This is a genomic window from Tangfeifania sp. (genome assembly GCF_055108615.1).
The window spans coordinates 45,656-58,796 of record NZ_JBSQIC010000012.1 but is presented as its reverse complement, the minus strand read 5'-3'; the positions used below and the strand labels follow the sequence as shown (position 1 = coordinate 58,796).

General features: G+C 44.0%; 13 protein-coding genes. 1 reads left to right on the top strand and 12 read right to left on the bottom strand.

What is annotated here, in order from left to right; translation table 11 throughout:
- Window positions 1-84 precede the first annotated feature (84 nt).
- From ACTCNA_RS04470 to ACTCNA_RS04450, 5 genes are all read right to left on the bottom strand, one after another.
- Window positions 85-315: a ribbon-helix-helix domain-containing protein gene (locus ACTCNA_RS04470; RefSeq protein ID WP_462946699.1), complete on the bottom strand. Its 231-nt coding sequence runs from the start codon at window positions 313-315 to the stop codon at window positions 85-87.
- A 52-nt stretch (window positions 316-367) separates the two neighbouring features.
- Window positions 368-1,303 carry a radical SAM protein gene (locus tag ACTCNA_RS04465; RefSeq protein WP_462946698.1) on the bottom strand — a complete coding sequence of 312 codons (936 nt, stop codon included), beginning with the start codon at window positions 1,301-1,303 and terminating at the stop codon, window positions 368-370.
- A 47-nt stretch (window positions 1,304-1,350) separates the two neighbouring features.
- The gene (locus ACTCNA_RS04460) at window positions 1,351-1,557 is read right to left on the bottom strand and encodes a hypothetical protein (protein ID WP_462946697.1); all 207 of its coding nucleotides are present in this window, start codon (window positions 1,555-1,557) and stop codon (window positions 1,351-1,353) included.
- Window positions 1,558-1,599: 42 nt separating this feature from the next.
- On the bottom strand, window positions 1,600-1,917 hold the full coding sequence (locus ACTCNA_RS04455; RefSeq protein WP_462946696.1) for a DUF5320 domain-containing protein: 318 nt from the start codon (window positions 1,915-1,917) through the stop codon (window positions 1,600-1,602).
- 198 nt (window positions 1,918-2,115) lie between these two features.
- Entirely contained in the window at window positions 2,116-2,769 is a 654-nt protein-coding gene (locus ACTCNA_RS04450; protein WP_462946695.1) for a carbohydrate-binding family 9-like protein, read from the bottom strand.
- 131 nt (window positions 2,770-2,900) lie between these two features.
- Between ACTCNA_RS04450 and ACTCNA_RS04445 the strand changes: the two genes are divergently transcribed.
- Window positions 2,901-5,837, top strand: coding sequence for a DEAD/DEAH box helicase (locus tag ACTCNA_RS04445; RefSeq protein WP_462946694.1), 2,937 nt, complete (start codon window positions 2,901-2,903; stop codon window positions 5,835-5,837).
- Between the two features lie 42 nt (window positions 5,838-5,879).
- On the opposite strand, the gene pfkA is transcribed toward ACTCNA_RS04445, so the two are convergent.
- From pfkA to ACTCNA_RS04410, 7 genes are all read right to left on the bottom strand, one after another.
- Window positions 5,880-6,866: a 6-phosphofructokinase gene (gene pfkA / locus ACTCNA_RS04440; protein ID WP_462946693.1), complete on the bottom strand. Its 987-nt coding sequence runs from the start codon at window positions 6,864-6,866 to the stop codon at window positions 5,880-5,882.
- A 6-nt stretch (window positions 6,867-6,872) separates the two neighbouring features.
- A complete protein-coding gene (locus ACTCNA_RS04435; protein ID WP_462946692.1) occupies window positions 6,873-7,619 on the bottom strand; it encodes an NYN domain-containing protein in 747 nt (248 codons plus the stop codon).
- 2 nt (window positions 7,620-7,621) lie between these two features.
- Window positions 7,622-8,395, bottom strand: coding sequence for a tetratricopeptide repeat protein (locus tag ACTCNA_RS04430; RefSeq protein WP_462946691.1), 774 nt, complete (start codon window positions 8,393-8,395; stop codon window positions 7,622-7,624).
- Between the two features lie 7 nt (window positions 8,396-8,402).
- Entirely contained in the window at window positions 8,403-10,232 is a 1,830-nt protein-coding gene (locus ACTCNA_RS04425; protein ID WP_462946690.1) for a BatD family protein, read from the bottom strand.
- A gap of 87 nt (window positions 10,233-10,319) precedes the next feature.
- Entirely contained in the window at window positions 10,320-11,087 is a 768-nt protein-coding gene (locus ACTCNA_RS04420) for a tetratricopeptide repeat protein (RefSeq protein ID WP_462946689.1), read from the bottom strand.
- 7 nt (window positions 11,088-11,094) lie between these two features.
- Window positions 11,095-12,132 carry a VWA domain-containing protein gene (locus ACTCNA_RS04415; RefSeq protein WP_462946688.1) on the bottom strand — a complete coding sequence of 346 codons (1,038 nt, stop codon included), beginning with the start codon at window positions 12,130-12,132 and terminating at the stop codon, window positions 11,095-11,097.
- A 13-nt stretch (window positions 12,133-12,145) separates the two neighbouring features.
- The gene (locus ACTCNA_RS04410; protein ID WP_462946687.1) at window positions 12,146-13,141 is read right to left on the bottom strand and encodes a vWA domain-containing protein; all 996 of its coding nucleotides are present in this window, start codon (window positions 13,139-13,141) and stop codon (window positions 12,146-12,148) included.

The following is a 13,141-nucleotide window of genomic DNA, read 5'->3' as shown; positions in this document are numbered from 1 at the left end:
CACTTCATTAATACCTCAGGATATCATCTAGCCCCTTTTTTAATTCTGATAGTTGTTTTGTTGTGATGTTTCCAATCTTCTTTATTAGTCGTTCTGTTTAAGGTATTCTTTCATACCTTCTTCAGCCATCATAATTATTTCGTTGTCGTTGGCAGCCTGTTTAAATGATTTTAGGTATTCGGCCCGGTTTAACTGATCCAGGTAGATTCGAAGGGCTTTTTCAATAATTTTATTTTTGGGAATAGTCAGTTTTTCTGCCGTATCTTTTAGACTGCTTAATAAATCGTCGGGTAACGTGCTGGTGAAAGTTTTCATTTGAATTCTCCTTGTATTTATAAAACTCAAATAGAATTTAAAAATATGAAATTCATTTTTTAAGCTGATAAAAAACGCCGCGTTTTTGCCGGATGTGTTCAATCGTCTGGTTGTTTTCCAAAATAGTGAGGTATTTGTTGATTTCGTTTACATGCGTTCCCAGAATCCGGGCAAGGTCGTCGGCCGTGCAGGGGCGCCGGTCGATGGTGCCCAGGATAGCATTCTCCATGTCTTTCCGGTAAGCCTGTTGTTTTTTTCGCACCGCAGCGCTGGCAATAATTTCAACGTTGTCAAGTTGCCAGTAATCTTTAATTCTCTCCAGGTCTTCGTGCGATGCACCCTGAAGGTTTTCCATCCGCCCCGGCCGGTCGATTGTGTTGAGCTGAACGCGGTCGGGAGCAATTTGCAGAATGGCGTTTTTTAGCGCAGTAAGTTCGGGAGGTGAATCGTTGTAGCCGGGTAAAATGAAAACTTCAAGCCATATTTTTCCTGAAAATTCCTTGCTGAAGCTGATTAACCCGTTGATAGTATTTTCTATTGTTACCCCCGGAGCCGGTACGTTTATTTTTTGAAATGCTTCTTCCGTTGCAGCATCGAGCGAAGGCAGAACCAAGTCAGCCTGGAAAAGTTCGTTCCTGACTTCTTCTGAAAAAAACAGTGTTCCGTTGGTAAGCACCGCAACCGGAATATTGGGCTGTTTTTCTTTGATAAAGCTGATTATTTCTCCTATGGAGGCATTGAGCGTTGGTTCGCCGTAGCCGGAAAAAGTAATGTAATCGGGTGCCGGGCTGGTTGTGAAATACTGCCCGAGTTCGCTGATGATTTTTTTTGCCGGGATGTAGGCCATCCGGTCGGTGGTGAGTTTTGTGGTATCGCCCACCTCGCAGTAAACACAGTTGAGCGAGCAAACTTTACGGGGCACTAAATCAACTCCCAGTGACATTCCCAAACGGCGCGACGGTACAGGGCCAAACAGGTATTTATACATTTTAAAGTTGGTTAAAAAATAAGCAAAAAGCAGAATGGCAAAATTACTTATTTTTTATTCTTCACCAATTCCTCGCGTACCATGGTGTGACCACACTCAGGGCATTTAAGTTTCGTGCATTTTTCACCTCTTTGGTGCATTACTTTGTGTCCGCATTTTACACAAACGCAAAATCCTTCGGGGCCGTAAGCTCCGCCTTTGTTTCGTCCCTTATAGTCACCCGTTGGGGTGCCTCTTCCTTTTCCAAATCTCATATTTTTTATTTTTAAAAGAAAGGCAGGAATTTCACCTGCCGTTTATTCATTTTTTTCTTTGCGCAACTGTTCCAGTTCTTTTTCGGCCTCAGATAATTGGTCTTTCAAAACACGGACCTCGTTTTCGAGACTGGCCTCACCTGCAGTTGCATCTTCGTAATAACCGGGGGCTCCTGCAAAAGGATTTCCCCAGCGGAATCCAAATCCTCTTCCGCCTCTGCGTCCGGCTCCCCAGCCTGGTCTTCTGCGAAAACCTGTTCCCCGGGGTTGTACGTCGCGATTGTTGTCGTTGCATGGTCCAAGTTGCCTGCCGGTCATGGAGCCGGCACCTTGCGGACCTGTTCTGTTAAATCCTGGCATAATGTACTCCTTTCCTTTTTAATTCCTATTGCAAAAATAATGCACTTATGTGTAAAATAAAAATAATTGTGTGATTTTTTTATGAACTTAGTTTCGTTTAGATGCAAAAAATCCCGCAAAAATCCATTGATTCTTGCGGGATGTAATATTTTGTAGTGCAATTATTTCAGTTGATATACCCTGCCGGTAGTTTTGGGGTTATTCAAATTTTAAATCGCCGAAATAACCCGGCTGGTGATAATCGGGTTCATCTGTTCCAACAGGATTCCAGGTAACAAAATGGGGCTCGGATGTTTCATCTCCACATTTATAGAAATTACCCTTGGCGCTCAATTCGTTGAGTGAGTTGATTTTGCTGTAGGCAAAACATTCAAGCGGTATTCGAATCATCATTTCCCATTCAAAATTACCGGTTTTTTCTTCAAACGGCTCGCTTCCCAGGCTTGAATGGGTTTCAATTTTTTCAACTGTTTTGGCAGGCACAAACTTGCGGTTGTTTCTGCCCGGTCCAAAAGCCAAATGAGTGGTGCCAATTCCGTTAAATTCAAAATTGTAGTAATTTTCATTGTCGAACGATACGAAAAATTCCACGCAACTGTCTTTGTAAACATCACCGTTGGTGCGGGTTTCGCGTGCCAGGATATGCTTTTCTTTTACATAGAATTTTAACCAGATTTGGTCCCCGGTATGGGCAATTCTAAATTGAACATCAGGTCGGTACGGAAAATTTTCCCAGTTAATGTGGCCTATTGAATGAAGTATTGCCTGGTTCTCGAGCAGATGTGCAGCCTCCGATAGTTTTACTTCCTTCTTTGCTGCCGTTTTAATTTTATTAACAAATAGTTGTGCCATTTTACTTTTTTCGTAAAGATAAAAAATTAGCCCCGCCGGGCAAAGGATTTAACTTAAACATCAGGAAGGAATGACCTGAAAACGGGCAAGTCTGATTATATTTGAGGTTTGTTTTTACTAAACAGTTTTTAATGAACCATAACGAATTCATTATTGCTTTAACGCAGCATCGCTATTTGGGTAATGTTTTTTTGCCTTACATTATTCATGAAAAGGATAAGTTTTACACCATTGAACGGCATGTGAAAAAGCGTGATTTGGACGACTCTGAATTATCCCTGAAACCATATGAGAAAGAGCTGGTTGAGATCATCGAGAAATACAGCGATGAAAAACTGGTGAAGAAATTTTCGCGGGCTGGCAGCGTTTCCGAATTTTTTTCGAAGCTTGAACCTGCTTATTTCGAAAAGCAGGTATCTCCGTTTATTGAACAATGCATGTTTCAGGTGGTGTCCATTTTAATGCTGAGCCCGGTTCGTTTGTTCAACAAACAGGTGAAATACTCCAATTTATATGATGAAGACGAAATAAAAGTGCAGCCCCTGTTTGCACGGCCGGTTTTCTATTTTAATCGCACTGAAACAGAAACCCGCTACCGGTTAAAAGTTTTTCTCGATGAAAAAGAGCTCCCGCTGCAGAACCGGAACATTAAAATTGTAACCAACAAGCCGTGCATGATTTTGCACCGTGGCCGTCTTGTAGCTTTTGAAAAGCTGGATGCCAAAAAGCTGGTTCCGTTTTTTGAAAAAGAGGCTGTTTCGGTGCCCAACTCAATCGAGGAGAAATATTACGGAGGTTTTGTCCGCAAAACCATTCGCGAGTTCGATGTTGAGGCAGAAGGGTTCGATATTGTTAATGAAGTAGCTGAAAAAGTTGCTCTGCTATCGGTGGAATACAATTTAAAATATGAACCCTGTTTTGTTTTGAAATTCCGGTATGATGACAAAACTTTTTTGCCCAACGATGAGAAAGTAATATTTGTTCAGTACGAAAAGAAAAACGGTCGTTTTGTTTTTCGCAAAATCCAACGCGATTTTGAGTGGGAAAAACAAATTGAAAACAAATTGAAGAAAGCAGGTTTAAAAACTGCAGGCGGTTATTTTACCCTGAATGGAATGGAGCTTCTCGAAAAAAACAATGCATTTTATTTTCTCATCAACTGGCTCAATACCAACAAACCGCAATTAAATGCCGCGGGGGTAAAAATTGAGCAGGCGAAACTGGAAAGGAAATATTTTACAGGAGAACAGTATCTCGATTTTCAGACCAGAGGAAACGATGACTGGTTCGATGTTTATGCCACGGTTCAGTTCGGCGAGTTCAAAATTCCGTTTATCAAACTGAAAAACCATATTTTAAACGACATTCGTGAGTTTGAGCTCCCTAATGGTGAAATTGCTGTATTGCCCGGGGAGTGGTTTGCCCGTTATAAAGCACTGATGCCTTTTGCACACGGGAAAGGTGAAAAAATGCAGTTCAGCAAACATCATTACGCGTTGCTCAGCCGGGTTCTGAATCCTAATGATAAATCGTTTCTGGAAAAGTTTCTGAACCTGAATAAAAGCACCGCGAAAGTCGAATTACCAGAAGGACTGGAAGTTAGTTTGAGAAGTTACCAGGAAGCTGGGTTTCGCTGGTTGTATGGGCTTCACAAAAACGGTTTTGGCGGATGCCTGGCCGATGATATGGGGCTTGGAAAAACCCTGCAAACCCTGGCGCTGCTCTTAAAGCTTAAACGTCCCAAAAGGGATGCAAACATAGTGCATCCTGTAGCTGCCGACGGTCAGCTCGATTTGTTTTTGACCGGAAAAAGGAACGACACTTTTCAGCCGGCCAGCCTGATTGTGCTGCCCACTTCGCTGGTTCACAACTGGGAAGCAGAAATTAAAAAATTCACTCCTTCGCTGAAAGTTTACCGGCATGTAGGACCACAACGCAAAAAAGCGGAGGAAATGGAGCAGATGGTCCGTTTTTACGATGTAATCCTCACAACTTACGGCACCTTGCGAAACGATTCCTCTTTCCTCTCAACACATGAATTTTTTTACCTGATACTGGATGAAAGCCAGTACGTGAAAAATCCTTTTTCTAAAACGTACAAATCTGTTTTAAAACTGAATTCAAAATATAAGCTTGTGCTTACAGGCACACCCATCGAAAATTCTCTGTCCGATTTGTGGTCGCAAATGAATTTTTTGAACAAAGGAATGTTGGGCAACCTGGTGTTTTTCAGGCGATATTTTATAACTCCCATTGAAAAGCATAATAAGAAAGAGCCGCAGGAAAAGCTGCAAATCCTTATCCGTCCGTTTATTCTCCGGCGCACCAAGGAAGAAGTGGCCAAAGACCTGCCACCGTTGATGGAACAGGTTATTTTATGCGAAATGGCAGGCAGCCAGCAAAAAACCTATGAGCGTGAAAAATCTATTATCCGCAATTCCATTCTCAGCAGCATGGAAGAGAACGGTGTGAATAAATCAGCCATGATTATTTTGCAGGGGCTGACCAAACTGCGTCAGCTGGCCAATCATCCGCAATTGCTGGAAAATAGTACAGAGACTGAATCGGGCAAGTTTGAGGAGATTTTCCTGATGCTTGAAAACCTGATGGCTGAAAAACATAAAGTACTGATTTTTTCGTCGTTTGTAAAACACCTGGAGCTGCTGAAAACCAAAATTGAACAGAACCAATGGAAATACAGCATGCTCACCGGGCAAACATCCAATCGTGGCGAGGTTATCCGGCAGTTTCAGGAAGAACCCGACAAGCAGATTTTTTTGATTTCGCTGAAAGCCGGTGGAGTGGGGCTTAACCTCACCGGTGCCGACTACGTGTTTATTATCGATCCGTGGTGGAACCCTGCGGCCGAAAATCAGGCCATCAGCCGTGCGCACCGTATTGGCCAGAAAAAGCATGTGTTTGTTTACCGGTTTATTACCGAAAATTCCATCGAAGAAAAAATTCAACTGTTGCAGGGACGGAAGAATTCGCTCGCTGAACAATTTATCAATTCGAACAATTTGCTGCAGGAGGTTACCAAAGATGAAATACTGGATTTGCTGAAATAGTCATCCGTCAAGGGGTTTTGAACCGCTTGACGGATAATCAACTTACATTGAAATTATTTTACTAATCTCAATCCAACTCTTATCAATTTTGTCGCGTTTTGAAAAAGCTTCTTCCAGGGAAGTGAAAACAATTTGTCGGTTTACTTGTCCGGCCATCAGTCCAGTTTTGCCTTCGAGCAATCCCTTAACAGCAGCATGTCCCAAAAGACTTGCCAGTACTCTGTCGTTGCAAGTAGGAGAGCCGCCACGCTGAATATGCCCCAGCGTTGTAACCCGTGTTTCGTAATTGGGCAGCCGTTGTTTTACTTTTTGTGCTATTTCAGCGGCACCGCCTTCTTCGTCACCTTCAGCTACAATTACAATTCCCGATGTTTTGTTTTTCCGCCGCTCCATTTCCATGAAATGACAAAGCTGGTCGATGTCAGTCCGGATTTCGGGCAGCAAAGTGGCTTCTGCGCCGCTGGCAATGGAAGAGTTAAGTGCAATGAAGCCGGAGTGGCGCCCCATCACTTCCACGAAAAAAAGTATATTGTGCGATTCTGCCGTGTCCCTGATATTGTCCACAGCCCTGATTACTGTATTTATTGCTGAATCGAAACCGATGGTAAAGTCGGTTCCGTAAATGTCGTTATCGATGGTGCAGGGAATACCGATAACCGGAATCCCGAACTCTTTGTAAAGCAGGTCGGTGCCGCGGAAGGAGCCATCTCCTCCGTTAACAATCAACGCATCGATTCCGGCTGCTTTCATATTATTGAATGCACGCTCCCTTCCCTGCTGTGTTTTGAATTCGGGGCAGCGGGATGATTTCAGGATGGTACCACCGCGGGAAATTATTTTAGAGACCGAGTGCGATTTCATTTCAATAAAATCGTTGTTAATTAGCCCCGAAAAACCGTTTTCCACACCAACAACTTTCAGGTTGTAATAAATGGCACTTCTCACAATGGCCCTGATGGCAGCGTTCATCCCGGGGGCATCGCCACCGGAGGTGAGTAGGGCAATTCGCTTTACTTTATCTGTTTTCATAGGCAACTACCGTTTTTTATTTCTGACATAAATTAGTTTGAATTTTCCTTTATAGCTGTCGCGCTGGTCGATTTCAAATTTTCCGATGGAGTCGATGAGGGGAGTGAGTTTTTCGAAGCCATAATTACGTGAATCGAAATTGGGCTGCTTTTTTTGGAGCAGGCTGCCCACGTCACCCAGAAAAGCCCAGCCATCGTCGTCGGCCAAATCGGAAATTGTAGAGGAAATGAGTTTAACCACCCTGGGCGTAATTTTATCCAATTGCGCTTTTTTGCTTGATTTATCAGGTGTTGTTGCGGTTTCGTTCTCCTTGGAACGGTTTTCCAGAATTTCAATATAAATGAATTTATCGCACGCCACAATAAAGGGATCAGGCGTTTTCTTTTCGCCAATCCCGTAAACTTTCATTCCGGCCTCGCGCAGCCGGGTGGCCAGCCGGGTAAAATCGCTGTCGCTCGAAACCAGGCAAAACCCGTTCACTTTTTCGCTGTACAGAATATCCATAGCATCGATAATCATTGCCGAGTCGGTGGCATTTTTGCCGGTGGTATAACTGTACTGCTGAATTGGGGTGATGGCATTTTCGAGCAGCAGGTTTTTCCATTTCGAAAGAAACGGTTTGGTCCAGTCGCCGTAAATGCGCTTTATTGTAGGATTACCATACTTTGCAATTTCTTCCATCATCTCTTTTACGTAAGCGCTGGGGATGTTGTCACCATCGATGAGGACGGCCAGTTTAAAATCTTTTTCCATGATTAAATTTTTACGATACATGAATCGGGCAGCCAGCCCACATTTCCGTCTGATAACCTGATTTCTTTCCAGGTGCCGGCGCTGTCCGATATCTGTACTTTAACGCCTTCGTAAAGCAGGAACAGGTCGGTGCCGGTTTGTGCCGGGGCACTTTTAACAGTCACCCTCGGGCAAAATACAATGGCATGGTTACGGTTTTCTATCTTCTTTTTTTGGCGGGCAGCAAATGAGTAGGTGAATCCGGAAACAATAATGGCAAAAATGCCCAGCCAGAATGACAGCCGTTTCAGGCCCGGCCGTTTACTGAAAATAAACAGTGCAAGCAATCCGAGAAAAATAATAAACGCCCCGATGCTGATGAACGACCACGAATCGGCAGTGAACTGGTTGACCACCCGGCTGCGCCATCGCACGAAGAAAGGCTGGGGGAGAGCCTCAATTTCGGTTACCACCGATTGGTTGGCTAAATCGAGGTTAAACTGAATGTCTTCGTCCTGCGGGGCAAGAAGCCGGGCGCGTTCGTAATTTAAAATGGCGTTGTTTAAATCGCCTGTTTTGTAGTAAGCATTGCCAAGGTTAAAATAGAGTTTGGCCGATTCCTGCCCTTCCTGCAAAATTTGCTCGTAGGCCGAAATTGCCTGTTGAAACTCTTCCGTAGTGTAGTAGGCATTGGCTTTCTCCCAAAGGACCTGGGTGGAATCCTGTGCTGATGAATTCAGGACCAAAAAAATCCAAATCCATATAAAGCCATATTTTTTCAATAATTGTATAAGCATTTTACAGTTACTTTTTTATCTGTTTTTCCAGTTTGCTCATGGTCGAAACGGCTTTTTTGTACAGGTCACTGCGGGCTTCTGAACCTCCCGACGGGGCATACTGTGCAAATTCGCACTGTTCAATAATGTCCACAAAGTCATTTATCAGGTCTTCCGCCACATTGCGTTGTTGTAAACTGTTTACGGCACTTTCGCGGTTAAGGTTGGCCACCGGAATCCCCAGCTTGTCGCTTAAATAACCCCAGAAAGCTTTCAGGATTGCTTCGTGGAAAGCTTCATTTTCATTCTTTTTCATGAACCCGGCAGCTGTTTTCAATCGCTTAACAGCAATGCGGTTGGCTTTTTTATTCCGCATGAGTGCAGCATTGGCATTTTCGCGTGCTTTTTTGCGGTAAACGGCAATCAGAGCCAGGAATAACAAAGCACTACCTCCATATACGGAATAAAAGAGCGGAGTTCCAAAAAAAGTGAACCCTTTTTCGCGCAATGCCGGATTTCCCTGTTTTATAAACCGGATATCCTCCCCAATCAACTGAAGGTCTTCACGCCGTGTGCTGCTGATTACAGCTCCCGAAGGATCGTCGGATCCCTTGGTAACGTGCAGCGAATGCTCCCTTGTTGCTTTGGTAACATACCGTCCGGTAGCCGGATTGAAATAGGCGAACTCAATCGACGGAATGGTGTAGTCGCCTTCGAAACGGGGCTGGAACAGGTATTCCACTGTTTTTGTGCCTGACACTCCGTTGTCGGAAGTTTGCACATTATCGTTTGAACGCGGATCGTAAACTTCAAAATCGGATGGAAGTTCCAGCTCAGGTGTTCTTATCAGCCTGATATTTCCGGTTCCGCTGATGGTTACTTTGAGCGTAACCGCATCGTTTGTGGTAATATTTTCGTTGTTGATTTCCGAAGAAATATTGAAATTACCCACGCCACCGTAATAGTTTGCAGGTTCGGGCGGCAGGTCTTTCACATTTACCGAAACGGGATCGCTGGTAACGGTTGTTTTAACGGTGCGTACTCCGCTAAAGAAATCGTCGAAGAAACTGCGCTGCCTTACCCGTTGCTGTACCAGCAGTGACATGCTGAAAGGCTCTACCGTTATTTTCCCGTTTTGTTGCGGGAAAAGCACTGTTTTCTTCAGGATTCCAACCTGGTAAATACGGTCGTTGTAAACTTCGCGCGAAAAATTTATTTGCTGGGGGATTTCAATGTCCTGTGTGTAAAATCCTTCGTAAGTGGGCAGGTTCACCTCGTCGAATCCTGAAACAGGAATGTCGGGACTGACATACAATTTTACAGTTGCAATAATCTGCTCGCCCTTGAACACATTTTGTTTATTCATTTCAACCCTGACAAACAGGTTTTCGCCACCCAAATCAACTGATTGTTGTTCTCCTTCACCCTGGGATGGCGATTGCTGTGTGGATTGCTGCTTGGCTTTAACCACCTGTATTTTCAGTGAATTCGATTCAAAAACCTTTCCGTCAACTTCAATTGTGGCAGGCCTGATTTCAAATGTTCCCGTTTCTTTGGCACGCAAAATATAGGTGTAAGAAAATGTTACCTCGGTGGTTGTGCGGCCGTTAATGGATTGCATGCGTGTTGACTGGCCGGTGCTTGGCCCCATTAATACATCGAAGTTATTGGTAAGGCCCGGTGGCAACTGCAGGTTGCTTCCCCTTTCATTCAGTGTGAAAGAGAGCCGGAATTGTTTTCCCATTTCTACCGCGTTGGGTGCCGACATTTCAAATTTGGTTTGTTCGGCCGACACTCCCGCGGTTAAAATGAAAAATAAAAAATATGTTATCAGGTTCTTTATCATTATTTTTTTCACAAAGAAAAATTTTTATTCATCAAATTTCATTTAATTCAGTAATTAATCCCTTCCTCTTTTGGGAGAAGGTCAGGATGGGGCCTTTCCTTACCACTCTTTTTCAACATTCGATTGACGTGCTTTAGCAGCCTTCTCTTTTTTTACTTTTTTCTGAATATCGCGTTCATCGTTTTGTAATGCCTGCAGCAACTGTTCGGCATCTTGTCTCGAAATTTTGTTTTGTTGCTGCTTCTGCTTCTGTTGTTGGTTTTGATCTCGATTTTGCTGATTTTGCTGGTTTTGTTGTTGATCCTGATTTTGCTGCTGGTTCTGGTTGTCCTGATTCTGTTGTTGTTGATCCTTGTTCTGTTTCTTATTCTGATCCTGGTTTTGCTGTTGTTGTTTTTGCTGCTGTTGCTGTTTCTTTTTTAACATTTGCGCGTAGGCCAGGTTATATTTGGTCTCGATATCATCCGGATTTTTGCGTAGCGCATTTTTGTACGACTCGATGCTTTCATCTATTTTCTGCTGCATCAGTTGGCTGTTTCCGAGGTTGTGCAGCGCACGGGCTTTTTCTTCAGGCGTTTCCAGTTTTTTGTGCAACTCTGCAAATTTTTGTTCCGCCTCTTCAAACCGCATTTGTTTATAAAGTGCATCGGCCAGGTTGAATTCCCATTTCTCGTTCCCTGGTTTTTTATTGAGCGCCTTGCGGTATTCGGTTTCGGCCAAACTAAATTTTGAAGTATCGATGCGTGTGGTATCTTTTACCGCTTCTTCATAAATTTCGTTTCCCTTGCGGATAAATTTCCGCTCATTCTGACTGAAAACAGTCAGGGTAAACAACATCATCAATATGAACAAAACAGTCTGTTTCATTTTTATTCTATTTTGTGGTGAACAGGTTTACTTTTCTAAAATACTTGTTCTTTCTTTCAAGAATAACAAATTCGAGCAGAAGTAAAAACAATCCAATGGCAAAAAAGTATTGAAACTGGTCGTCGTATTCGGAATAAACCAGCGATTCCATCTCCTCTTTTTCCAGCTTGTTGATTTCGTCGAACAGGGCATTGAGCCCCACCTGTGCATTATTAGCCCGAACGTATATTCCGTTTCCGGCAGAAGCAATTTTCTCCAGCATGGGTTCATTCAGTTTGGTAATTACTACTTCGCCGTTTTTGTCTTTCAGGTAATCTTTTTGACCGCCTTTAAGCACCGGAATAGGTGCCCCCGAGGGCAAACCCATTCCAATGGTATGCACTACAATTCCGTTTTCGGCAGCTTCCTGAGCAGCCGACACCGGGTCGTCTTCGTGGTTTTCGCCATCGGTAATTACTATAATGGCCTTGTTGGACTGGCCTTCCGGAGTGAACGAGCGTATTCCCATTTGAATGGCTGTACCAATTGCCGTTCCCTGCGTTGGAACTATCTGGGGGTTTACTGAACTTAAAAAAAGCTTGGCCGAATTGTAATCGGAAGTAATGGGCAGCTGCATATAAGCGTCGCCGGCAAAAACAATGAGCCCTATTTTGTCGTCACTCAAACGGTCAACCAGCCTGGAGATGGCCCGTTTGGCCCGTTCCAGCCGGTTGGGTTGAATATCTTCGGCCATCATACTGTTGGAAACATCGAGGGCAATCATCAGTTCCACGCCCTCGCGTTTTACCTTTTTCAGTTTTGATCCAAATTGCGGACGAGCCGCACCAACAATAAAAAATGCCAGTGCGAGCATGAGCAAAATGAATTTGAAAACAGGCCTGCTTTTTGACGCAAACGGCATTAAAACGCTGATGGTTTCTTGTCTGCCGAATCGTTTCAATGCTCTTCTCCGGGCAATTCTCGACCAGGCAAAAATCAGGACCAGCAGCGGAATAATGAGCAGCCCCCATAACAATTCAATATTTGCAAACCTGAACATTTCCATTTTTTTTCGTTTTTTAAGGGATACTCCTGAATACAGTTGTTCTTAAAATCAGGCTTAAAACAATTAACAAAATTCCTGCCAGTGCAAACGGCAAAAACTCTTCCGATTTGCGGCTGAACTCGCGCACTTCAATTTTCGATTTTTCCAGCTGATCAATTTCCTGGTAAATTTCTTCCAGTTTGGTGTTGCTGGTAGCCCTGAAATATTTACCGTCGGTAATAGTTGATATCTCTTTCAGCATCTCTTCATCAATTTTAACTTCAATGTCGCGCAGTTGAGTTCCATAAGGCGTTTGCACAGGGTAAGGGGCGGTTCCCACACTTCCCACGCCAATGGAATACACGCGGATTCCAAATGTACGGGCGATTTCGGCAGCTGTGAGCGGGGCAATTTCGCCCGAATTATTTTCGCCGTCGGTGAGCAGGATTACCACCCTGCTGATGGCATCGCTGTCTTTTAAACGTGCTACCGAGGTGGCCAGTCCGTTGCCAATGGCTGTTCCGTCTTCAATGAGGCCGGTTTCAACATCTTTGAAAAGGTTGAGCAAAACGGCCCGGTCGGTGGTAAGCGGGCATTGCGTAAATGCTTCGCCGGCAAAAACCACCAGGCCGATCCTGTCATATTGTCGGCCTGAGATGAACTCCATGGCCACTTCTTTTGCAGCTTCGAGCCGGTCGGGTGTAAAGTCGCGCGCCAGCATACTGGTTGAAATATCGAGTGCAATTACAATGTCAATCCCTTCGGTAGTAACGTTCTCCCAGTTACGTGACGATTGCGGCCTTGCCAAAACAATGGTGAAAGCACCAATGGCCAGCACCTGCAGTAAAAATACCGAATGGCGCAGGTAGTGCCTCAGCGTTTTCGGGGCTTTAATAACTGAAGCAGTAGTGGAAACCTGTATGCTTGCCGTGTTTTTCTTTTGCCGAAAAATATACCAGGCAGCCATTGGTACAATAACCAGCAGCACGTAGAAAAATTCCGGGTTTTTAAATGTCAGTCCTTCAAACAT